We start from the raw sequence: 22,053 nt of genomic DNA on the forward strand, positions 1-22,053 counted from the left end.
CAGCCAAGCGGAGAGGCGACATGGCTCTTATCGCCGTGCAACAGCCAAGTGAGGTGACCACATGGCTCTTATCGCCGTGCAACAGCCAAGTGAGGTGACCACATGGCTCTTATCGCCGTGTAACAGCCAAGTGAGGTGACCACATGGCTCTTATCGCCGTTTTACAGCCAAGCGGAGAGGCGACAAGGCTCTTATAGGCGATTAACAGCCATGTGAAGAGTTGACATGGCTCTTATCACAGTATTACAGCCAAGTGGAGTACTGACATGGCTCTTATCGCCGTATAACAGCCAAGTGCGTTAACGACATGGCTCTTACAAACGGCCTCGCAACTAAATTTCCCAATAGTAATCCCACATATGCGAAATCGCCACATCGCTACATTACAACCCAAAAAAACGCTCCGAAAATCTGAACCCAATTCAGACTCTCGAAGCGTCCCTCAATAACTATATGAATTAAGCGTTACTTTTCGCTTAAGATATGTTTCATCTTAGTAATATCTTTATCTACGAAGTCACCTGGTGCTTTCGTAAGTTTACTTACAATAATTGTAACTAATAAACTTACTAAGAAACCTGGAACGATTTCGTACAGATTAAAGAATTCTACCTTTTCACCAAGAGGTTTAACAAATGCGATCCAAATGATAACTGTTAATGCACCGGCAACCATACCTGCGATAGCACCAATGTTTGTAAGTTTACGCCAGTAAAGCGATAAAATTACAAGTGGTCCAAATGCAGCACCGAAACCAGCCCAAGCATTACCAACTAAGTTAAGAATTGTATCGTTAGGATTCCAAGCAATCGCTATCGCAACAATCGCAACTACAACTACTGAAATACGACCAACTAATACATATTCTTTCTCGTAATTCTTGTTAGGATCTTTATTCTTCTTAAATAACTTGTAGAAGTCTTCAGTTAATGAACTAGACGTTACAAGTAATTGAGATGAAATCGTGCTCATGATGGCAGCTAAAATAGCAGCTAGTAAGAAACCACCAACTAATGGATGGAATAAAACCTGACTCATTAAGATGAATAATGTTTCAGGGTCCTTAATTTTCGCGCCTTGTGCTGGAACGAAAGCGATACCAAGTAAACCAACTAAACATGATCCAATTAAGCCGACTGCCATCCAGCCAATCCCGATTCTTCTAGTAAAAGGGAAAAGCTTATGCGTGCGAATCGACATGAAACGTACTAAGATATGTGGTTGACCAAAGTAACCAAGTCCCCATGCAAAGAATGAAATAATTCCAATTATAGAAGTCCCCTTAAATAAATCTAAATTAGAAGGTTTCATTTCTGCAACTTGGCCAAATGTGTCTAAACCATTCAATTTAAGCATTACAACAATTGGTACCATAATCATTGCGATAAGCATGATTACCCCTTGGAAAAAGTCCGTAATCGATACGGCTAAATAACCACCAAAGAATGTATATAAAATCACAATAGCAGTAACAAACAAGAGTCCCCAATGATAGTTTAAGCCGAACGCACTTTCAAAAAGTTTACCGCCTGATACAATACCGGCGTGCGTATATAAAGTGAAAAATACTACAATGATACCACCAGAGATAATCTTAATGAGATTCGTTTTATCATCTAAACGATTCTTAAAGAAGTCTGGTAAGGTTATTGCATCCCCTCTGATTTCTGTGTGAACACGTAGTCTTGGTGCCACAAGTAAATAGTTTATGTATGCACCGACTGTCAATCCTATAGCTAACCAAACTGCTGATAAACCAGTTGAATAAACTTCACCTGGTAACCCCATAATCATCCAACCACTCATGTCAGATGCACCAGCTGATAAGGCTGTTACCCATGGTCCAATGCTACGGCCACCAAGCATGTATTCGCTTAGGTCACCAGTTGATTGTTTGTAACCATACCAACCGATAGCTAAAAGGATAATGAAGTACACTGCAATCATCACGTAAGTTTGCCAGTCCGGGTTTACTTGACTGGACAATGTTGAACCTAGTGTAAACATTTCTCCTCAACCCCCAAATTGTTTAATTATTTTGTTACATACCGTATTATACATGAATGAATCTAGAATGAAAGTTCGATTTTTCATCATAAATGTATAATTACAATTATGCATATTTCGCAATCGTTTGTAAAGACCTAAATGAAGGCGTTTTTAGTAATTTTTTAGAATTTTAAAATTTTTGTAAGATTTCTTCTACTTTCTTGAAAAGCCCTATGTTTATACGATAACTGAATAAGATACCCACTATGTAACTTAAATATTATAAATGAGTTACATAAAGTCGCTAAAACGCTTAAAATACGTACAATTTGGCACGTTAAAGCGAAATAGATATGTTACATCTATTAAAACCTTTACTAAAGGGGTGTTGCTTTTCAAGGGAAATAAAACGAGAAAATTCCATCAAACTTTAGATTTTTAGGGGAAAATTTGGTACAATTTTGTGATGAATGAATATTAAGGAGGCTTTTATTGATGACAAAAGTTACACGTGAAGATGTTGAACATATCGCGAACTTAGCGAAATTAGAAATATCTCCTGAAGAAACTGAAGAAATGAAATCAAGCTTAGAAAGTATACTTGATTTCGCGCATCAAAATGATACATGTGATACGGATAACGTTGAGCCAACTTATCACGTATTAGATTTACAAAACGTTCTTAGAGAAGATAAGGCGGTATCAGGTATTCCTCAAGAATTAGCGCTTAAGAACGCTAAAGAAACAGAGGACGGACAATTTAAAGTACCTTCAGTAATGAAAGAGGAGGAAAAATAATGAGCATCCGTTTCGAATCGATTGAGAATTTAACACAAATGATTAAAGACAAAAAAATCAAACCTTCTGAAATCGTAAATGATATTTATGATGCTATTGAAGAAGTTGATCCTACTATCAAATCTTTCTTAGCTTTAGATAAAGAGAACGCACTTAAAAAAGCTCAAGAATTAGATGAATTACAAGAAAAAGATCAAATGGAAGGTAAGTTATTTGGCATTCCAATGGGTATCAAAGATAACATCATTACAGAAGGCCTAGAAACGACATGTGCCAGCAAAATGCTAGAAGGATTTGTACCGATTTACGAATCAACTGTAATGAAGAAACTTCATGATGAAAATGCCGTTCTAATTGGTAAATTAAATTTAGACGAATTCGCAATGGGTGGTTCTACTGAAACATCTTACTTCAAGAAAACAGTGAACCCGTTCGACCATAAAGCAGTACCTGGTGGTTCTTCAGGTGGTTCAGCAGCGGCAGTTGCAGCAGGTCTTGTTCCATTTTCATTAGGTACAGATACTGGTGGTTCAATCAGACAACCAGCAGCATATTGCGGTATCGTCGGCATGAAACCTACATACGGCCGTGTTTCTCGTTTCGGTTTAGTAGCTTTCGCGTCATCATTAGACCAAATCGGACCATTAACTCGAAATGTTAAAGATAATGCTATCGTATTAGAATCTATTACTGGTGTTGACGAGCATGACGCTACAAGTGCGCCAGTCGAAGATTGTGACTTTACATCTGATATTGGAAAAGACATTAAAGACCTTAAAGTAGCATTACCTAAAGAATATATTGGCGAAGGTGTTCGCGATGAAGTTAAAGAAGCTGTCTTAAATGCGGCTGAAACACTACGCGAACTTGGCGCAACTGTAGAAGAGGTTTCCTTACCTAATACTAAATACGGTATCCCTTCATACTATGTTATTGCGTCATCAGAAGCTTCAGCTAACTTAGCACGCTTTGATGGTATTCGCTATGGTTACCATTCAAAAGATGCGACTAACTTAGAAGAACTCTATAAGAAATCTCGTAGTGAAGGTTTCGGAAAAGAAGTTAAACGTCGTATCTTATTAGGTACTTTCGCATTAAGTTCAGGTTACTATGATGCATATTACAAAAAGTCACAAAAAGTGCGTACGTTAATTAAAAATGACTTCGATCGTATCTTTAAAGACTACGATGTGGTTGTAGGACCAACTACACCAACAGTTGCGTTCAACATTGGTGAAGAAATTAACGATCCACTAACAATGTATGCAAATGACTTATTAACTACACCAGTTAACTTAGCAGGTTTACCAGGTATTTCAGTACCTTGTGGTATGGCTAACAATCGTCCGATTGGATTACAATTTATCGGTAAGCCATTCGATGAAAAGACATTATACCGTGTAGCTTATCAATATGAGACGAAATTTAATTTACACGATAAATACCAAAATTTATAAGGAGTGGCAAACATGCATTTTGAAACAGTAATTGGACTTGAAGTTCATGTTGAGTTGAAAACAGACTCTAAAATGTTTTCATCATCACCAGTAGGCTACGGTGCAGAACCTAACTCAAATACGAATGTGATTGACTTAGGTTACCCAGGTGTACTACCTGTAGTAAACAGACGTGCAGTAGATTGGGCAATGCGTGCATCTATGGCATTAAACATGGATATCGCGACAGAATCTAAGTTCGACCGTAAAAACTATTTCTATCCAGATAACCCTAAAGCATACCAAATTTCTCAATTCGACCAACCAATCGGTAGTAATGGTTATATTGATATTGAAGTAAACGGTGAAACAAAACGTATCGGTATTACACGTTTACACATGGAAGAAGACGCGGGTAAATCGACGCATAAAGAAGGTTACTCTTTAGTAGACTTAAACCGTCAAGGTACACCTTTAATTGAAATCGTATCTGAACCAGATATCCGTTCACCAGAAGAAGCGTATGCATACCTTGAAAAGTTACGCTCTATTATTCAATACACTGGCGTATCAGACTGTAAAATGGAAGAAGGTTCACTACGTTGTGACGCCAACATTTCATTACGTCCAGTAGGCCAAGAAGAATTCGGTACGAAAGCCGAGCTTAAAAACTTAAACTCATTTACTTACGTTAAAAAAGGTCTTGAATATGAAGAAAAACGTCAAGAAGATGAGCTTTTAAATGGTGGCGAAATCTTACAAGAAACAAGACGTTTCGACGAATCAACTGGTAAAACAATTCTTATGCGTGTTAAAGAAGGTTCAGATGATTATCGTTACTTCCCAGAACCAGATATCGTTCCATTATATGTTGATGAAGAATGGAAAGAACGCGTACGTCAAACAATTCCAGAATTACCTGATGCACGTAAAAAGAAATATGTATCTGAATATGGCTTACCAGAATATGATGCGCACGTACTAACACTTACGAAAGAAATGTCTGATTTCTTCGAAGGTGCAGTAGACAACGGTGCCGACGTTAAATTAACTTCTAACTGGTTAATGGGTGGCGTTAACGAATATCTGAATAAGCATCAAGTTGAGCTACAAGATACACAATTAACACCTGAAAATCTTGCAGGTATGATTAAGTTAATCGAAGACGGTACGATGAGTAGTAAGATTGCGAAGAAAGTATTCCCTGAACTTGCTGAAAATGGTGGGGACGCTAAGCAAATTATGGAAGATAAAGGCTTAGTACAAATCTCTGATGAAGCAACGTTACTGAAATTCGTTAACGAAGCACTTGACAACAACCCTCAATCAGTTGAAGACTTTAAAAATGGTAAAGGTAAAGCAATGGGCTTCTTAGTAGGTCAAATTATGAAGGCTTCTAAAGGTCAAGCTAACCCTCAAAAAGTAAATCAATTACTAAAACAAGAATTAGAGAATCGATAATCATTTAAATATATTTGAGCATGCTTATACATCTCGCTATGCCTTGCTTTCTTAGCTTGTAGGATTGCCAACGTAATCCTTTGTGCAAGGGACCCAAGAGTATATAAGAATTTTGCCAGTGAGTTGGAAAATTATAGATCTAACAATTCCTAAACAGCTGACTCCTAGGAGAGTAGCGTGAGTCTGGAGACTACAGGCTCCAGCCACGCCCCAGGAAAGCATGCTGTTTATAGGAATTGTTTAATAACTAATACGCTTGGATCTTCCTTCCTCACAGTGCCATGGGAGTCTCGATGTAGGCATTCAGGATCACTAAAACGACAACTCAAAACTAAATTAATCATTATCTCAAATAGAGTTAGTATGATTGTTACAATTTGTCAATTATGGATATAATTGTAATAGGATTACTAACTCTTTTATCTTGAGAGCGAGACTAATCATCTTGTTCTTAAACTACTCGAAAAATGTGTTATATTTTAAATGATATAAAATTTTGTAAATGTGCAAAGTATGCATCAACTTTTAAAATGAAACTCACATGACAACGCATTTCGAAATGCAAATAAACATTGATGTTAAGAGATAAATTGTTATTACAGATGATTCTAATAAAATTGAGGGATGAAAATGAGAAAACGTGCAAGAATTATATATAATCCGACATCAGGGAAGGAAGCCTTTAAAAGTGCATTGCCAGATGTACTCGCTAAAATGGAAAAAGCAGGTTATGAAACAAGTACCTACGTCACTGAAAAAGAGGGAGATGCTACTGTAGAAGCGAGACGTATCGTAGACGAAGAGAACTACGACCTCATCGTAGTTTCTGGTGGTGACGGTACGTTAAACGAAGTTGTAAATGGTATCGCTGAGAAGGAAAATCGACCAAGAATCGGTTTAATTCCAGCAGGTACTGTTAATGACTTTGGCCGTGCGCTTAATATCTCTAACGATATCTTAGATGCCGTTGATATCATCATAAATGGTACGCCTGTTAAAGTCGATATCGGTAAGATGAATAGTCGTTATTTCATTAACCTAGCAGGTGGCGGTAAGCCAACTGAAGTATCATACGAAGCGCCAAGTAAGTTGAAATCCTTAATGGGGCCTTTTGCTTATTACATTAAAGGATTTGAAATGTTACCAGAGATGAAAGCGGTAGACGTGCGCATTGAATATGACGATAAGGTATTTCAAGGCGAAGTGATGGTCTTCTTATTAGGTCTAACGAACTCAATGGCAGGATTTGAGAAGCTTGTGCCTGATGCGAAACTCGATGATGGTTATTTCACATTAATTATCGTTGAAAAGGCAAACCTAGCGGAACTTGGACACATTATGTCGCTTGCTTCTAGAGGTGAACATACTTCTCACCCTAAAGTGCATTATATTAAAGCACAATCTGTAAACATTTCCTCACTTGCAGAAATGCAACTTAATGTAGACGGTGAATATGGCGGTAACTTACCAGCGAATTTCTTAAATTTAAAACGTCATATTGAGATCTTTACACCTAACAATGACGATAATGAATCGTTAGAACAAAAATAATGCGTAAACGCGCATTTTCATGGAGTGACCTAGTTGAACGAAATTAAAAAGAACGATGTCATGCAAGGTAGGGTCGTAGACTTAACGCACGAAGGACATGGTGTTGTTAAAGTTGATCGATACCCGATATTTGTGCCACATGCATTAATCGATGAAGATATAGAATTTAAAGTCATCAAAGTTAAGAAAAACTTTGCGATAGGAAAACTAAATGAAGTTACAACAGCGAGCGTCAACCGTGTAACACCGCCATGTGTGTACTATTCAAAGTGCGGTGGTTGTCAGCTACAACATATGAACTATGAGTCTCAACTCGAGATGAAATTTAACCAAGTTTATAATCTCTTTACAAGAAAGGGTTCGTTTAAGGACCTTAAAATTAATCAACCGATTGGTATGGAGCATCCATGGCATTATCGTAACAAGTCTCAAATTCCAGTAGGTACTGACCAATCAGGCGATGTTAAAATGGGCTTTTACAGACAACGCAGTCACGACATTATTGATATGGATACATGTCTCATTCAACACGATGTTCAGAACGCGCTTATGGTGAGCATTAAGAAGTGGCTGAATGAATTAAACGTGAGTATTTATAATGAACAACTTAAGTCAGGTTTAGTACGCCATGTCATTATTCGTGCGAGTCATTATAAGGACGCTCAAATGGTGATATTCGTAACGAATGGTAAGAAGTTTAAAGCCCTCGATACACTGATAAAGCGTATTTCAACGCATTATCCTAGTGTGAAAAGCATCATCCATAACATCAATACCTCACATTCAAATGTCATCATGGGCAAGAAGTCTCAAGTCATGTACGGCGATTCTGTTATCGAGGACGACCTAGACAACTTAACATTTGAGATTGGCGATCGTTCCTTCTACCAAATTAATGTTACACAGACGGAGAAACTTTATCGTAAGGCTATCGAATATGCAGGTCTTACGGGTAATGAAATAGTTATAGATGCATATTGCGGCATTGGTACAATCGGGCTCTATATGGCGCCTCATGCCAACCATGTTTACGGTGTTGAAGTGGTTGAAAGCGCAATTGAAGATGCGAAACTCAATCGTGAGCGAAATGGCATTCAGAACATCGACTTTGAAGCGGGTAAAGCTGAAGAAATTATTATTAAATGGCAACAAGAAGGTTTAAAGCCTGATGTAGTGATGGTCGACCCGCCTCGTAAAGGGTGTGACCAAACGTTCATTAACACGTTACTCGAATTACAACCGAAACGTATTGTCTACATCTCATGCAATCCGAGTACCCAGGCTCGAGATGCGGAACGCTTGAGCGATTCATACGATTTACAGGAGATTACGCCTGTTGATATGTTCCCGCATACAACGCATATTGAGACGGTTGCGTTATTCGAGCGTAAAGACGCTTAGTTTATAGTTTTGTCTCATCCTTGAAAAGCCCTTTAAAGTCAATGTGGTTAAATAGATTCATACGAAACGAGCGGAAACGAGCAGTTACCGCTCTTTTTTAAGAGAAAAAGAAGGTGAAAACGCGTGGGTGAAAGACGTATTATTCATATAGATATGGATTACTTTTTCGCACAAGTTGAAGTGAGAGATAATGAAAAATTACGTGGAAAACCTGTGATAGTAGGTGGTAAAGCAAGTCACCGCGGGGTTGTTTCAACAGCTTCTTATGAAGCACGGAAATATGGCGTACACTCTGCGATGCCTATGGTTCAAGCGCATAAATTATGTCCAAACGGCTATTACGTGCAACCTCGTTTCGAAGCCTATAGAGAAGCTTCTGGTATCATCATGGATATCTTTAAGAGTTATACAGAGAAAGTTGAACCGCTATCACTAGATGAGGCTTATCTCGACATCACCGAGCTTGTACGCCCTGATTTACCAGCATCACACATAGCGGAATATATACGTAGAGATATTTATGACAAGACACAGCTAACGTCATCAGCTGGAGTATCTTACAACAAGTTCTTAGCTAAATTAGCGAGTGGTATGAATAAACCCAATGGCTTAACGATTATCGACTATAATCATGTTCATGAGATTTTGATGAATTTAGATATCGGAGATTTTCCTGGCGTTGGATCGAGAAGTAAAGAAAAGATGCATCACCACGGAATCTATACAGGTGCTGACTTATACCAAAAGTCTATGGATGAGTTAATTCGTTGGTTCGGTAAAAGGGGTGTTGGCTTTTATAATAAAGTCAGAGGCATCGATCACCGGGAAGTAAAAGCAGAACGCATACGTAAATCAGTAGGTACGGAAAGAACCTTTCAATCGGATGTAAATGACGATGCTTTAATCCTACAAAAGATCAGGGAGCTCAGTCACAAGACATCGGAACGCTTAGGTAAATTGCAGAAATCTGCGGGTACGGTAACCGTCAAGATTAAAACATATAAGTATGAGACCATTTCTAAGCAGCGTACCTTACCTGAGCCAGTAACGGATGAAATTGATATCTACAACATAGCCTATGGGCTTTACAACGAAGTCAAAGATCCAAACATTCCAATTCGGCTAGTTGGCGTAACAGTAGGGAATCTAAGACCGCATTATTTTAAAAACTTAACGATATTTGACTACCTTTAGTAATCCTTATCTTGAAGCGATTCGCCATAAATGAGTAATACCTCATCCAAGCTCGGATAATGACGTAATAAGCGATACGTTATCATGGCGCACGTTTTAGCATCCGCTAGCGCATTATGGTGACCATTGAAATCGAGATTAAAGAATTTCATCACATGACTCAGACCATAACGAGGCATTTGAAGTGTCTTACGAGCGAGCTGCACGGAGCAGAAATACGTAATATCGGGCGTCTTTAGATTAAGCGCCTTGATGCTTTGATGTAAGACCCCCATATCAAATGCTGCATTATGACAAACAACTGGATGGCCGTCGATAAAATCCAACATGTGAGGAAAGACCACATCAAATGTTGGCGCGTTGAACACATCCTTAGGTCTAATGCCGTGTACGCGAATATTATTTTGTGAAAAGTAATCGTTAGGATTAACGAGCGTGTAGAACGATTCCATGAGCTCATTGTCGACAATTTTAACCATGCCAACAGAACAAATACTCGTTCTTTTATAATTTGCAGTTTCAAAATCTAGCGCGATAAATGTCTGTTTCTCCATCGTCTAACAACCCATCTTTTAATATTAGAGTTAAGATTCATCATATCAAAAAGCACATACAAAGCCCACCATTTAACATGATAGGTTTCATATGTGCAGATTAGTCTAAATATGAATTATGAATTAAGGATTTCATCCTATGTAGGAGACACGTCTTATCGACATGTCTTATAAAGAGTAGGTCAAGTTATGGTTCACTTAACTTACTTTTCAAAAGCACTTTCAATTTAAGTGCCGTTATGAGAAGAATTACGCTTCTTCGTCAAATGAACGATTCGCTAATTCCTTTTCATAAAGGTATAATGTATTGCAATCGTCGCCAATACGTTTTAAGTAATCGATGTGCGTATCGAACGTAGCTTCTTCTTCAACTTGTTCATCTAAGAACCAATTTAAGAATGAAATAGTAGCGAAGTCTTTCGTTTCGTTCGCTAATTCAGATAAATGGTAGAAACGACGTGTTACGTCTCTTTCTTGAGCTAAACCGTCTTCAAATGTTTCTAAAATAGAATTAAACTCTACTTTAGGTGCTTCGATTGCTTTAAATTCAGCATGCTCGCCACGATCGTTGATGTAATCATAAATCTTCATACCGTGGAAACGTTCTTCTTTAGCTTGTTGGATGTAAAAGTTAGCAAAACCTTCATAAGATTCTTTATCGCAATAAGCAGCCATAGCCATATACGCATGTGCTGCGTAGAATTCGTGGTTCATTTGGTCATTAAGTGCATCTAATAATTGTTTATTTAACATGATTAATGCCTCCTTTTAAGTGATACATATATCATAACGAATTCGACTAAAGAACTCAAGTAATAAACGATAATTATTATAATCTAGAGAGAATGATTATCATTATATATATATTTAAATTAAATTTAGAAACATAAATAAAATACTATGATAATAGTGAAATAGGAATTTTGGCGAAAGGTTAGAATGCGCACACATGAGCAATAGTAAACGTAAAACTAATTAATAATACTCACGCCTAATTGAGAATTATTGTCAATCAGTAGGTCTAAAGTATGAGCCGTCGTACACAATATTTCTACTTTTTTAGCTTACTTTACCGTGTTATAATTATCACGTGAAATTTTGAGGAGGAAAGACATGAGACAGTGGACTGCAATCCACCTAGCGAAGATGGCACGTATGGCTAGTCGTGCTATAGGTAAACGCGGAACAGATTTACCAGGTCAAATCGCTAGAAAAGTGGATCCTAATATATTAAAAAATCTAGCTACTAAAGTTGATGATATCGTATTTATTAGCGGTACAAATGGTAAGACAACAACTTCTAATCTCATCGGTCACACTTTAAGAGCAAATAACATCGAAATTATACATAATAATGAGGGTGCGAATATGGCAGCGGGTATTACATCTTCGTTCATTATGCAACTTAAAGATAATACACGTATTGCGATAATTGAAATAGATGAAGGGTCAATCCCTCGTGTGCTTAAAGAAGTGACACCAACAATGATGGTCTTTACGAATTTCTTCCGTGACCAAATGGACCGTTTTGGTGAAATTGATATTATGGTGAACCAAATTGCGGACGCAATTAAGAATAAAGGTATCAAATTAATCTTGAATACAGATGATCCTTTCGTAAGTCGCCTTAAGATCGCAAGTCAAACGCGCGTTTATTACGGCATGCAGAAGGACGCTCACGAATTCGAACAAAGTACGATGAATGAAAGTAAATACTGTCCTGATTGCGGTCGTTTACTGAACTACAGTCATATTCATTACAATCAAATCGGTCACTATCAGTGCGAATGTGGCTTTAAACGTGACACACCTCAATACGAAGTTGAACACTTTGAAACCTCACCGTTCATCAAACTCAAAGTTAACAATGAAAGCTACAATATGAAAATCGCTGGAGATTTTAATGCATATAATGCGCTCGCAGCATATAGCGTTCTTAAGGAACTCGGCTTAGATGCAGATAGTATCCGTAAAGGCTTCGAAACGTACACGTCAGATAACGGTCGAATGCAATATTTTGAAAAGCCAAATAAGAAAGCAATGATTAATTTAGCTAAAAACCCTGCTGGTATGAACGCGAGTTTATCAGTAGGTGACCAAATTGAGGGTAAAAAAGTTTATCTGATTAGCTTAAACGATAATGCAGCAGACGGACGTGACATTTCTTGGATTTATGATGCTGACTTTGAAAAGTTAAGCCAACAAGATATAGAACACATTATCGTGACAGGTACGCGCGCTACGGAATTACAATTACGCTTGAAATTAGCAGAGGTTGATTTCCCAATTACGTTAGAACATGACATTCATAAAGCTACAGCTTTAAGTATGAAATACGCTAGCTTCACAGTAGCGATTCCTAACTATACGTCATTAGAACCAATGCTCGATCAATTGAATCGTTCGTTTTCGGAGGTGTAAAGCAGCATGAATGAATTAACAATCTATCATTTCATGACAGATAAACTTAACTTATATAGTGATATTGGGAACATCATAGCTTTAAAGCAACGCGCTAAGAAACGAAACATAAAACTTAATGTCGTTGAAGTTAATGAAACAGAAGGTGTAACACTTGATGGTTGTGACATCTTCTTCATCGGTGGTGGTAGTGACCGCGAACAAGCTATCGCAACTAGAGAACTTAGTAAAATAAAAGATGAACTTAAAAAGGCGATTGAAGATGGTATGCCAGGATTAACAATTTGTGGTGGTTATCAGTTCCTTGGTAAAAAGTACATCTCAGCTGATGGTTCTGAATTAGAAGGTCTCAATATTCTTGATTTCTATACAGAATCAAAGCCAGGCCGTCTAATCGGAGATATCGTCATTAAAAGTGAGACTTTTGGTGAAATCGTTGGCTTTGAAAACCACGGTGGTCGTACGTATCACAACTTTGATACGCTAGGATCTGTCGTTAACGGATACGGTAATAACGATGATGATAAAAAAGAAGGCTTACATTATAAGAATTTATTAGGTACGTATTTACATGGACCAATTTTACCTAAGAACCATGAAATTTCAGATTACCTTTTAGAACAAGCTTGTAAGCGTAAAGGCATTCCGTTTGAGCCAAAAGAACTGGATAATACAGAAGAAGAAGCGGCCAAACAATATATCATCAAACGCGTAAGTAAAGAAAAATAAATTATATGAATTAAAGGTCTGGGACATATTACTACAATTCTCTTAAACAGCATGCTTTCCTGGGTCATGGCCGGAGCCTGTAGTCTCCGGTCTCATGCTATTCCCCTAGGAGTCAGCTGTTATGAGAATTGTATGAATTAAAGCCCTTGCTAAGGTAATTTAGCAAGGGCTTTTTTAGATCATTAATCGTGGTGAGGGCCGACGCTCTCTTTTGATAAGGTTTTAGGGTTATAGCGTTGTAAGAGAATACGATAAAGTAATAGTATTTCATAGATAACATGACTTTTAAGTTGGTGATTATCGAATTCTTCTAAACCTTTTACCGAATTCTTCAAAGTTGTAGCGGCTGTAGGTGTTGGAACAAAGCGCTCTGTTGTTGTAATTTCCGCCACGTGCTCGACTATTTCGATAATAGCGACCTTTTCTTCATCAGTAAAATGAAGCACGGTGTCATTTGGTAAATAAATGATATTGGATAGATGGGTCATTAACATACGATTTTCATGCGCGCGGTTTGTGATCTTTCGTAAATTAACCCAATCAGATTTTTGATGTTTATGATACTTTAACTCGTCACGTTGATAGCCGATTAACTGTTCAATTTTAGTGTTCAGATTAAGTAGCTTTTCAAGTTTTTTATCAGATGACTTCGATTTGTAAAGTCCAATCATTAACTCTTTCATGCGCGAATCAAATAATAAATAAAGATGTGATTCTGATTCCTTAATCTTTTCATGAAGTTGATTATAATACTTAGGTGGGAATAATAAGTAGTTAACTAACCCAGCAGTGATAAGACCTATGATAGCCGTAAATAAACGTGAAACGAAATTAAAGACGTAAGCATCATGGATACCTGGAATCATTGCTACAGATGTTAATGTAGCAACAGTTGTACCCGCATTTAGTTTAAGTTTCGTACATAATAGAATCGTTAGCGTTGCACTTAGCGCGTATGCGAGTGCAGAGTCGTCGCCGAAGAAGAACGTTGCTACGACTGCTACTAAAGCACCTATTACAGTTGCTGGTAATCTTTTGTAGCCTTTTCTTAGCGATGCTTTTGCTGTAGGTTCGATCGTTACGACAGCTGTGAGTATCGCAAAGATAGGATTCAGATCTAGCAAAAGACAAAACAATGCCGTTAAAAATGTTGCGACACCGGTCTTAAGTGTACGTGCGCCAATAAAATTGTGATACCATTTCTGTTTCATATATGCCTACTCCATTTAAAAATATTCGTCTCCATTATACTGTAAATGATTTAAGTTGAGTAGGGTAAGTTATTTAGAGAAGAACGAAATAAGGCTTTGTTAAATGTTTTAATGCGTATGTGATTTTAACGCGTTTTTGTTATAATAATGAAAGTATATTAAAACTCAGAGAAGGAACGGGATAGAATGATTGTTAAAACTGAAGAAGAACTAGTAGCTCTTAAAGAAATTGGTAAAATCTGTGCGCTTGTTCGTGAAGAAATGAAAAAAGCGACAGTTCCAGGTGTGACTACTAAAGAATTAGATGATATCGCTAAGAAACTATTTGAAGAGCATGGTGCGATTTCAGCGCCTATTCATGATGAAAACTTCCCTGGTCAAACCTGTATCAGTGTGAATGAAGAAGTTGCGCACGGTATTCCAGGTAAACGTATCATTCGTGAAGGTGACTTAGTTAATATCGATGTTTCTGCGTTAAAAGATGGTTATTATGCAGATACAGGTATTTCATTTGTAGTAGGTGAACCTGATAATCCACTTAAACAAAAGGTTTGTGACGTTGCTTTAGAGGCTTTTGAAGCAGCGATGACTAAAATCAAACCTGGTACGAAGTTAAGCCAAATTGGTCGTGCCGTTCACGCTACTGCGCGTAAAAATGAACTGACAGTTATTAAAAATTTAACTGGTCATGGTGTGGGACAATCACTTCATGAATCACCTAGTTATATTACGAATTACTTTGACCCTAAAGACAAAACGTTACTTAAAGAAGGTACTGTTATCGCGGTAGAACCATTTATTTCAACTAACGCGACATTCGTGACAGATGGTAAGAACGATTGGGCTTTTGAAACGAAGGATAAAAGTTTCGTTGCTCAAATTGAGCATACTGTTATCGTGACGAAAGATGGTCCTTTACTTACAACTAAGCTTGATGAAGCATAATATATCTTAAGACTTAAGTCTTAAACTGAAATGGTTCCGGAGCCTATTACGATGGTTTCGGAACCATTTTATAATGGAGGTACTAGGCTTGAGGTGATAGATATGAATTTTATGCAAATCTACTTACAAAAACTAATGCAGTCATGGTATCAAGAGAGCATTTATCATTACCAAGACGTATTAGATACTAAATTGAAGAATATTAATGATTATATAAATTACTTGAAAGATAAAAAAGACTATATCAAAGAAATAATTGACAGTTTAACGATTGAATTAGAAAATAAATATATTGATATGATGGAACAACATCAAATTCGTTATGCAGAGAATCTTAGCGGCCAAGATATTGAATCCATGAAACATCATTTAAATGAAATCGAAGCGGATTATGCGCGCTTAGAAGATCATTTATCAGAACAAAACCGTCGCAAGTTAACAATGGAACAAGAGTGTGATTTATTAGAACGTATTGCTGTTGTATCTTAGAAAGGTTGTGAAGCATGAATCAGAAATACATTTCCACTGAGATGTTGATTATATTTACTGCCTTGATGATAATCGCGAATTTCTATTATATCTTTTTTGAAAAGATAGGATTCTTACTCGTTTTATTATTAGGTAGTATTTTAATCTATGTGGGTGTAATTTATTTCCACAAAGTTCGGGGGCTCTTGTCCTTTTGGATCGGTGTATTGATTGTAGCTTTTACATTGCTGTCCAATAAATATACGATTATCATTTTATTCGCATTCATCATTATAGTGGTGATTCGTTATATTATTTATAAAAGGAAACCGCTAAAGGTTTTATCATCTGATGAAGCGATTCAATCACCTAAATTTATAAAGCAGAAGTGGTTTGGTGATCAAAAGACTCCTGTTTATGTGTATAAATGGGAAGATGTCCAAATTCAACACGGTATCGGTGATATTCATATTGATATGACGAAAGCAGCGAACATAAAGGAAAATAACACGATCGTTACGCGTCATATGATCGGTAAAGTTAAAATCATCGTACCGCTTAATTATAATGTGAATTTACATGTAGCAGCCTTTTATGGAACAGCTCATGTCGGTGATAATCAATATAAAATCGAGAATAGTCATATTCAAGTTGATGAAAAAATCAAAGAAGAAAACTATAATATTAACGTTTACGTTTCTACCTTTATCGGAGATGTCGAGGTGGTTTATCGATGAACCACTATGTGCGATCTATCGGAAGTCTCTTGATACTTGTTTATAGCGTTTTTATTGCTTTCTTTTTCATAGATAAGGTATTTGCAAATATCATTTATTTCCAAGGGATGTTCTATCAACAAATCTTTGGACTTCCAGTATTTTTATTTCTAAATATCTTAGTAATACTACTATGCATTGTATTTGGTAGTATTTTAGCGTATAAAATCAATCAACAAAATGATTGGATTAAACGTCAAATTGAACGCGCGATTGAAGGGGAAACGGTTGGAATTAATGACCGACAAATTGAACTTTATCATGAAACAATTGATTTATATAAAGTACTTGTTCCTCTAAATCAAGAGCTACACAAGATGCGTTTAAAGACGCAAGATTTAACGAATGAGTCTTATAACTTGAATGATGTTAAGGTTAAGAAAATAATAGAAGATGAAAGACAAAGACTTGCTAGAGAATTGCATGATTCTGTAAGTCAGCAACTCTTCGCAGCAAGTTTAATGTTGTCTGCAATCAAAGAAACGAAACTCGAGCCACCATTAGACCAACAAATTGTCACTTTAGAAAAGATGGTTCAAGATTCTCAACTTGAAATGCGTGCGCTACTTTTACACCTAAGACCAATTGGCTTAAATAATAAGTCACTAGGTGAAGGTATTAAAGACTTAGTAACGGACCTTCAGAAGAAAGTACCAATGAAAGTAGTGAAAGATATCGAAGAATTTGATGTACCTAAAGGTATCGAAGACCACTTGTTCCGTATTACACAAGAGGCGATATCGAACACTTTACGTCATGCTAAAGGTACCAAAGTTACAATAGAGCTTTTAAATAGAGAAGACTATATTCTATTACGTATTCATGATGATGGAATTGGATTTAATGTTGATGATAAACTCGAACAAAGTTATGGTTTAAAGAATATGCGAGAACGCGCGTTAGAAATCGGTGCAACATTCCACATCGTATCACTACCTGATTCTGGTACACGAATCGAAGTTAAAGCACCGTTTACCAAGGAGGAAAATTATGCCAATTAAAGTATTATTTGTAGACGATCATGAAATGGTTAGAATTGGAATATCAAGTTACTTATCGACACAATCTGATATTGAGGTTGTAGGTGAAGGTGAATCTGGTAACGATGCGATTGAAAAAGCGAAGACATTAAAGCCTGACTTAATCTTGATGGATCTTGTTATGAACGATATGGATGGAGTTGAAGCTACGACTCATATTAAAAAGGAAATGCCTCATATAAAAGTGTTGATGCTTACAAGTTACATTGAAGATCAAGAAGTATACCGCGCGCTTGATGCTGGCGTTGATAGCTATATTCTCAAAACTACGAGCGCTAGTGATATCGCGAATGCGATTCGTAAGACGTATGAAGGTGAATCCGTGTTTGAAGCGGAAGTTTTAGTTAAAATGCGTAACCGTATGAAGCAACGTGCTGAACTATATGAAATGCTGACTGAACGTGAAATGGAAATTCTGTTGTTAATCGCAAAAGGGTACTCTAACCAGGAAATTGCAAGTGCCTCTCACATTACGATTAAGACAGTTAAAACGCATGTTAGTAATATATTAAGTAAGCTTGAGGTTCAAGACCGTACGCAGGCGGTAATTTATGCTTTCCAACATAACTTAATTCAGTAAATGTGGTTGTGGAGTTGAGATAAGGATCGGCTTATGTGAGTTGGAGCCAAGTGGTCATCGCACTTGGATATAAAACGGCTGTAAGAGCCAAGTGGAGACGTGACATGGCTGTTAAATAGGAATAAGAGCCAAGTGGAGACGTGACATGGCTGTTAAATAGGAATAAGAGCCAAGTGGAGACGTGACATGGCTGTTAAATAGGAATAAGAGCCAAGTGGAGACGTGACATGGCTGTTAAATAGGAATAAGAGCCAAGTGAAGAGTCGACATGGCTGTAAAACGGCTGTAAGAGCCAAGTGGAGACGTGACATGGCTGTTAAATAGGAATAAGAGCCAAGTGAAGAGTCGACATGGCTGTAAAACAGGAATAAGAGCCAAGTGAAGATGTGACATGGCTGTAAAACAGGAATAAGAGCCAAGTGAAGATGTGACATGGCTATAAAACGGTCATAAGAGCCAAGTGAAGAGTCGACATGGCTGTAAAACGGTCATAAGAGCCAAGTGAGCATATAACATGGCTCTTACAACACACAAAAAAGACCCGAAGTCCTTAAACAAAGGATTCCGGGTCTATTTTTTTAAATTACTTTTCAATATGGTCATAACCATTCTGAATTAAATCTAACTGACCTGTATGTGGATCAATAACTAGTCCATGTACAGGTACTTTTTTATCAAATAATGGATGATTAAGTACCATATTGATATTTGAACGGACATTATCTTCAACATCATCAAAACCTTGATAGAAGTTGTAAACACTTATACCAGAATGTTCTAAGGTATGAATGGTTTCGTCTTTAATGCCACGATCTTTCATTGCTTTCATGATAGCATCGGCATCTAAGTTACCCATACCGCAATCTTTATGACCCATGATGATAATTTCATCGGCACCTAGCGCATAAATTCCAACGAGTAAGCTGCGCATAGTAGAACCATAAGGGTGCGTAATTGTGGCACCGGCATTTTTAACTACTTTTAAATCTCCGTTGTTAAAACCAAGTGCTTTTGTTGATAAATCGAGTAGGCGTGTATCCATGCAAGTAAGGAGTACAGCCTTTTTATCTGGATTTTTACTCGTAACGTAATTTTTGTATTCACCACTTGAAACAAACTTTTCATTAAAAGATAATATGCTATCAAGTAAAGTCATTTTGATTCCTCCAATTATTTTTTATATGTCTTAAGGATGTCATCAAACTGTTCTTCTTCAGGAACTTTACCTTTAACATATTTACGTTGGTGGATGATTGCATTAAGCTCAGCACCTAAGATAATGATAAAGCCTGTTAAGTATAGCCATAACATCAGAACGATTATACTTCCGATACTACCATAAGTTTTAGAATAGTTACCGAAGTTTGATACGAAGAATCCAAATGCTAATGTAGCTAAGATCCAAACTACACTTGTGAATAGGGCACCTGGTAATACAGAACGTAATTTAACTTTAATGTTAGGTGCTAAAGCGTAAAGTGTTGAGAATACTACAAGTAATAAGATAAATGGTAATAAGAATCGCACGATACTAAATACCCATCTAACCGCTGAGTCAAGACCTAACGGACCGAATAAAAGGGCACCGATTTGTTGACCGAATGCTGGTAGAACCATTGAAACTGCTAATACTAAGCTAATGATAACAGTAAATACAACACTTAATAACTTAAGTAAGATAGGATTACGGTTATCTTCAACATCATATGCTACGTTAAATGCGTTCATTAAAGCTGTCATACCGTTAGATGCAGACCAAAGTGCCGCGATTAAACCAAATGATAATAGGCCACCACTAGCATTTTGCATAACGTCTTCAATAATACCTGTTAGTAAGCTCGCTGTATCAGCGGGTGCATTTTCTGAAATTAAATTCGTAATCTTCTTTGTATCCACCTGAAATACAGGTAGTAACGTTAATAAGAAGATAAGCATTGGGAATAGCGATAACATAAAGTAATAAGCAAGTTGAGCTGCTAAACCTGATACATCATCTTTACCAATACGATAAATTAATGTAGGTAAGATACCTGAACCACGCTTATATTTAGCGGGTTTATTAATCTTAGATGTAAAGAATGTAATATCATCTTTCTTAGATGTTTTCGTATTAAATTTAATTGGATATACCATTCGTTTTTTAGTTTCAAGGCCTTTTTCAGGGCCTTCTTTTTTGTTCTTTTCTTCGTCGCTTAAAGTTTGTGTTTGATTATTACCTTCATTGATGTTGCTTTCATTGTTGCTGTCTATATGCGAATCATATTTATCTTTCGACATATTTTATCTCCTTTCAATATTTTAAAAAAACTATTGAAATAGACAATGCAAAAGAGTCAAGACAACAAAGACTTGACCCTTTACTTGCTCATAACTATAGTTTTATTACTTAAAAATTAAAGACCAATTTGTTTGTTGTTTTTACGTTCGATGAAAGTATCTTTAGCATCTTTAATTGAACGTTCTAATTCAGGATTGTTACGACGAATTTCTTCGATAGTATCTTTCCAATATAAAACTTCATCTTTAACTTGAGTTAATTTAGAAGGACCTTGTGAGTTACTTTTAGCATAGTTACCTTCTTTAATGTCTTTGTAATTTTTTTGAAGAGATTGACGTGTGTTTTTGTCAGCTAATGCAATCGCACCTCCGACAATCGCACCAATTACAACTCCTGGAATTAATTTGTTTTGCATGATGATTTTCCCCTTTCTTCTATTATGAAATCAATGAGATGGTCACAAGATGATTGTACCATTTCATAGACACCTTCAAAATTATTTGTGTAATATGGATCTGGAACATCTGTTTCATCCATGTCACTAAACTCTAGAAGCTTAAATAACTTACCTTTTAGTGATGGATTAATACGTTTAATGTTGTCAACGTTACTTTGATCCATCGCAATAACGTAATCAAAGTCATCATCAGGTTGGAACAACTCACTGATCATACCATCGTAAGAAATATGATGTTGATCAAGAATGTCTTTCGTACCCTGATGGGGCGGTTCTCCCAAGTTCCATTCTCCAGTGCCACGAGATTCAACATGAATACCATCTATATGTCTTTCTTTTAAACGGTGTTTCATAATTGCTTCAGCCATTGGAGAACGACAAATATTTCCAAGACATACAAAAGCTACTGTAACCATTTATTATCCTCCATACATATGTACTTATATCCCCATTTTAAGTCTTTTTAAACCAAATACAAACTAGAAATGTGTCAATAATACAAAAATTTTTCAAAAGTGGTGCATTTTGGTAAAATGATTCGTTGAAAGGGTGAACGTTTATGGCTAAAAATATAGAAGATATGATTATTGATATCAGAGAACGTCTAAATCTCGTTAATCAAGGCGTACTTGATCCAGAGAGCTTTTCAGAAGAAGACAAAAGTGAAATCGAAGAAATTCATTCATTTGTGTCTTCAAAGGATAACTTTACGCCAAGTGAAATGTCAGCGATTACTGAAGCGCTTGGCCAACTTAGAAAATAGG

The 22,053-nt window shown here is 36.8% G+C and carries 22 protein-coding genes; 14 read left to right on the forward strand and 8 right to left on the reverse strand.

The window, feature by feature from the left end; all coding sequences use genetic code 11:
• Positions 1 to 465: 465 nt before the first annotated feature.
• Positions 466 to 2,007, reverse strand: coding sequence for a sodium/proline symporter PutP (gene putP / locus A33S_RS0110795; protein ID WP_017176863.1), 1,542 nt, complete (start codon positions 2,005 to 2,007; stop codon positions 466 to 468).
• Between the two features lie 477 nt (positions 2,008 to 2,484).
• On the opposite strand from putP, the gene gatC reads away from it, so the two are divergent.
• From gatC to dinB, 6 genes are all read left to right on the forward strand, one after another.
• Positions 2,485 to 2,787: an Asp-tRNA(Asn)/Glu-tRNA(Gln) amidotransferase subunit GatC gene (gene gatC, locus A33S_RS0110800; protein WP_017176864.1), complete on the forward strand. Its 303-nt coding sequence runs from the start codon at positions 2,485 to 2,487 to the stop codon at positions 2,785 to 2,787.
• Positions 2,787 to 4,244 (forward strand): Asp-tRNA(Asn)/Glu-tRNA(Gln) amidotransferase subunit GatA, encoded by a 1,458-nt coding sequence (gatA, locus tag A33S_RS0110805; RefSeq protein ID WP_009384049.1) that lies wholly within the window; start codon positions 2,787 to 2,789, stop codon positions 4,242 to 4,244. The genes gatC and gatA overlap by 1 nt, the downstream gene beginning before the upstream one ends.
• A gap of 12 nt (positions 4,245 to 4,256) precedes the next feature.
• The gene (gene gatB, locus A33S_RS0110810) at positions 4,257 to 5,684 is read left to right on the forward strand and encodes an Asp-tRNA(Asn)/Glu-tRNA(Gln) amidotransferase subunit GatB (RefSeq protein ID WP_009384048.1); all 1,428 of its coding nucleotides are present in this window, start codon (positions 4,257 to 4,259) and stop codon (positions 5,682 to 5,684) included.
• A gap of 630 nt (positions 5,685 to 6,314) precedes the next feature.
• A complete protein-coding gene (locus tag A33S_RS0110815; RefSeq protein WP_009384047.1) occupies positions 6,315 to 7,235 on the forward strand; it encodes a diacylglycerol kinase in 921 nt (306 codons plus the stop codon).
• Between the two features lie 33 nt (positions 7,236 to 7,268).
• Positions 7,269 to 8,636 carry a 23S rRNA (uracil(1939)-C(5))-methyltransferase RlmD gene (gene rlmD / locus A33S_RS0110820; protein WP_009384046.1) on the forward strand — a complete coding sequence of 456 codons (1,368 nt, stop codon included), beginning with the start codon at positions 7,269 to 7,271 and terminating at the stop codon, positions 8,634 to 8,636.
• Between the two features lie 123 nt (positions 8,637 to 8,759).
• Entirely contained in the window at positions 8,760 to 9,830 is a 1,071-nt protein-coding gene (dinB, locus tag A33S_RS0110825; protein ID WP_009384045.1) for a DNA polymerase IV, read from the forward strand.
• Here dinB and A33S_RS0110830 read toward each other — a convergent pair.
• A complete protein-coding gene (locus A33S_RS0110830; protein ID WP_017176865.1) occupies positions 9,827 to 10,384 on the reverse strand; it encodes a 3'-5' exonuclease in 558 nt (185 codons plus the stop codon). The genes dinB and A33S_RS0110830 overlap by 4 nt on opposite strands.
• 249 nt (positions 10,385 to 10,633) lie before the next feature.
• Positions 10,634 to 11,137, reverse strand: a complete 504-nt coding sequence (locus A33S_RS0110835) for a ferritin (protein ID WP_009384043.1) — start codon at positions 11,135 to 11,137, stop codon at positions 10,634 to 10,636.
• Positions 11,138 to 11,497: 360 nt separating this feature from the next.
• Between A33S_RS0110835 and murT the strand changes: the two genes are divergently transcribed.
• Entirely contained in the window at positions 11,498 to 12,805 is a 1,308-nt protein-coding gene (gene murT, locus A33S_RS0110840; RefSeq protein ID WP_009384042.1) for a lipid II isoglutaminyl synthase subunit MurT, read from the forward strand.
• Positions 12,806 to 12,811: 6 nt separating this feature from the next.
• The gene (gene gatD / locus A33S_RS0110845) at positions 12,812 to 13,534 is read left to right on the forward strand and encodes a lipid II isoglutaminyl synthase subunit GatD (RefSeq protein WP_009384041.1); all 723 of its coding nucleotides are present in this window, start codon (positions 12,812 to 12,814) and stop codon (positions 13,532 to 13,534) included.
• A 182-nt stretch (positions 13,535 to 13,716) separates the two neighbouring features.
• Here the strand turns inward: gatD and A33S_RS0110850 are convergent, their stop codons facing one another.
• The gene (locus A33S_RS0110850) at positions 13,717 to 14,745 is read right to left on the reverse strand and encodes an FUSC family protein (RefSeq protein ID WP_009384040.1); all 1,029 of its coding nucleotides are present in this window, start codon (positions 14,743 to 14,745) and stop codon (positions 13,717 to 13,719) included.
• A gap of 186 nt (positions 14,746 to 14,931) precedes the next feature.
• Here A33S_RS0110850 and map point away from each other — a divergent pair, with 186 nt between their 5' ends.
• The 5 genes from map to vraR all read left to right on the forward strand — a co-directional run bounded on the left by map (position 14,932) and on the right by vraR (position 18,554).
• Positions 14,932 to 15,690 carry a type I methionyl aminopeptidase gene (map, locus tag A33S_RS0110855; RefSeq protein WP_009384039.1) on the forward strand — a complete coding sequence of 253 codons (759 nt, stop codon included), beginning with the start codon at positions 14,932 to 14,934 and terminating at the stop codon, positions 15,688 to 15,690.
• Positions 15,691 to 15,792: 102 nt separating this feature from the next.
• Positions 15,793 to 16,179 (forward strand): hypothetical protein, encoded by a 387-nt coding sequence (locus A33S_RS0110860; protein ID WP_017176866.1) that lies wholly within the window; start codon positions 15,793 to 15,795, stop codon positions 16,177 to 16,179.
• Between the two features lie 14 nt (positions 16,180 to 16,193).
• Positions 16,194 to 16,895 carry a cell wall-active antibiotics response protein VraT gene (vraT, locus tag A33S_RS0110865; RefSeq protein ID WP_009384037.1) on the forward strand — a complete coding sequence of 234 codons (702 nt, stop codon included), beginning with the start codon at positions 16,194 to 16,196 and terminating at the stop codon, positions 16,893 to 16,895.
• Complete coding sequence (gene vraS, locus A33S_RS0110870) at positions 16,892 to 17,935, forward strand: sensor histidine kinase VraS (protein WP_009384036.1); 1,044 nt, start codon at positions 16,892 to 16,894, stop codon at positions 17,933 to 17,935. Before vraT ends, vraS begins: the two co-directional genes overlap by 4 nt.
• Positions 17,925 to 18,554 (forward strand): response regulator transcription factor VraR, encoded by a 630-nt coding sequence (gene vraR, locus A33S_RS0110875; protein ID WP_009384035.1) that lies wholly within the window; start codon positions 17,925 to 17,927, stop codon positions 18,552 to 18,554. Before vraS ends, vraR begins: the two co-directional genes overlap by 11 nt.
• Before the next feature lie 583 nt (positions 18,555 to 19,137).
• On the opposite strand, the gene A33S_RS0110880 is transcribed toward vraR, so the two are convergent.
• From A33S_RS0110880 to A33S_RS0110895, 4 genes are all read right to left on the reverse strand, one after another.
• Positions 19,138 to 19,710, reverse strand: a complete 573-nt coding sequence (locus A33S_RS0110880) for a beta-class carbonic anhydrase (RefSeq protein ID WP_009384034.1) — start codon at positions 19,708 to 19,710, stop codon at positions 19,138 to 19,140.
• Between the two features lie 14 nt (positions 19,711 to 19,724).
• Positions 19,725 to 20,831 carry a YihY/virulence factor BrkB family protein gene (locus A33S_RS0110885; RefSeq protein WP_009384033.1) on the reverse strand — a complete coding sequence of 369 codons (1,107 nt, stop codon included), beginning with the start codon at positions 20,829 to 20,831 and terminating at the stop codon, positions 19,725 to 19,727.
• A 116-nt stretch (positions 20,832 to 20,947) separates the two neighbouring features.
• Positions 20,948 to 21,247 (reverse strand): YtxH domain-containing protein, encoded by a 300-nt coding sequence (locus A33S_RS0110890; protein WP_009384032.1) that lies wholly within the window; start codon positions 21,245 to 21,247, stop codon positions 20,948 to 20,950.
• On the reverse strand, positions 21,232 to 21,705 hold the full coding sequence (locus A33S_RS0110895; RefSeq protein WP_009384031.1) for a low molecular weight protein-tyrosine-phosphatase: 474 nt from the start codon (positions 21,703 to 21,705) through the stop codon (positions 21,232 to 21,234). The genes A33S_RS0110890 and A33S_RS0110895 overlap by 16 nt, the downstream gene beginning before the upstream one ends.
• A gap of 143 nt (positions 21,706 to 21,848) precedes the next feature.
• On the opposite strand from A33S_RS0110895, the gene A33S_RS0110900 reads away from it, so the two are divergent.
• The gene (locus A33S_RS0110900; RefSeq protein ID WP_009384030.1) at positions 21,849 to 22,052 is read left to right on the forward strand and encodes a DUF1128 family protein; all 204 of its coding nucleotides are present in this window, start codon (positions 21,849 to 21,851) and stop codon (positions 22,050 to 22,052) included.
• The last annotated feature ends 1 nt before the right edge of the window (position 22,053 follow it).

Origin of the sequence: Staphylococcus massiliensis CCUG 55927, assembly GCF_000298075.1 — a bacterium.
Lineage (GTDB): Bacteria > Bacillota > Bacilli > Staphylococcales > Staphylococcaceae > Staphylococcus > Staphylococcus massiliensis.

What these genes read in the sequence shown, in the direction of transcription:
- murT (WP_009384042.1), top strand. Translation starts at nt 11,498, where the DNA reads ATGAGACAGTGGACTGCAATCCACCTAGCGAAGATGGCACGTATGGCT.
- gatA (WP_009384049.1), top strand. Translation starts at nt 2,787, where the DNA reads ATGAGCATCCGTTTCGAATCGATTGAGAATTTAACACAAATGATTAAA.
- A33S_RS0110815 (WP_009384047.1), top strand. Translation starts at nt 6,315, where the DNA reads ATGAGAAAACGTGCAAGAATTATATATAATCCGACATCAGGGAAGGAA.
- map (WP_009384039.1), top strand. Translation starts at nt 14,932, where the DNA reads ATGATTGTTAAAACTGAAGAAGAACTAGTAGCTCTTAAAGAAATTGGT.
- A33S_RS0110890 (WP_009384032.1), bottom strand. Translation starts at nt 21,247, where the DNA reads ATGCAAAACAAATTAATTCCAGGAGTTGTAATTGGTGCGATTGTCGGA.
- A33S_RS0110880 (WP_009384034.1), bottom strand. Translation starts at nt 19,710, where the DNA reads ATGACTTTACTTGATAGCATATTATCTTTTAATGAAAAGTTTGTTTCA.
- A33S_RS0110895 (WP_009384031.1), bottom strand. Translation starts at nt 21,705, where the DNA reads ATGGTTACAGTAGCTTTTGTATGTCTTGGAAATATTTGTCGTTCTCCA.
- vraR (WP_009384035.1), top strand. Translation starts at nt 17,925, where the DNA reads ATGCCAATTAAAGTATTATTTGTAGACGATCATGAAATGGTTAGAATT.
- A33S_RS0110860 (WP_017176866.1), top strand. Translation starts at nt 15,793, where the DNA reads ATGAATTTTATGCAAATCTACTTACAAAAACTAATGCAGTCATGGTAT.
- A33S_RS0110835 (WP_009384043.1), bottom strand. Translation starts at nt 11,137, where the DNA reads ATGTTAAATAAACAATTATTAGATGCACTTAATGACCAAATGAACCAC.
- putP (WP_017176863.1), bottom strand. Translation starts at nt 2,007, where the DNA reads ATGTTTACACTAGGTTCAACATTGTCCAGTCAAGTAAACCCGGACTGG.
- vraS (WP_009384036.1), top strand. Translation starts at nt 16,892, where the DNA reads ATGAACCACTATGTGCGATCTATCGGAAGTCTCTTGATACTTGTTTAT.
- vraT (WP_009384037.1), top strand. Translation starts at nt 16,194, where the DNA reads ATGAATCAGAAATACATTTCCACTGAGATGTTGATTATATTTACTGCC.
- gatB (WP_009384048.1), top strand. Translation starts at nt 4,257, where the DNA reads ATGCATTTTGAAACAGTAATTGGACTTGAAGTTCATGTTGAGTTGAAA.
- gatD (WP_009384041.1), top strand. Translation starts at nt 12,812, where the DNA reads ATGAATGAATTAACAATCTATCATTTCATGACAGATAAACTTAACTTA.
- A33S_RS0110900 (WP_009384030.1), top strand. Translation starts at nt 21,849, where the DNA reads ATGGCTAAAAATATAGAAGATATGATTATTGATATCAGAGAACGTCTA.
- A33S_RS0110885 (WP_009384033.1), bottom strand. Translation starts at nt 20,831, where the DNA reads ATGTCGAAAGATAAATATGATTCGCATATAGACAGCAACAATGAAAGC.
- gatC (WP_017176864.1), top strand. Translation starts at nt 2,485, where the DNA reads ATGACAAAAGTTACACGTGAAGATGTTGAACATATCGCGAACTTAGCG.
- A33S_RS0110830 (WP_017176865.1), bottom strand. Translation starts at nt 10,384, where the DNA reads ATGGAGAAACAGACATTTATCGCGCTAGATTTTGAAACTGCAAATTAT.
- A33S_RS0110850 (WP_009384040.1), bottom strand. Translation starts at nt 14,745, where the DNA reads ATGAAACAGAAATGGTATCACAATTTTATTGGCGCACGTACACTTAAG.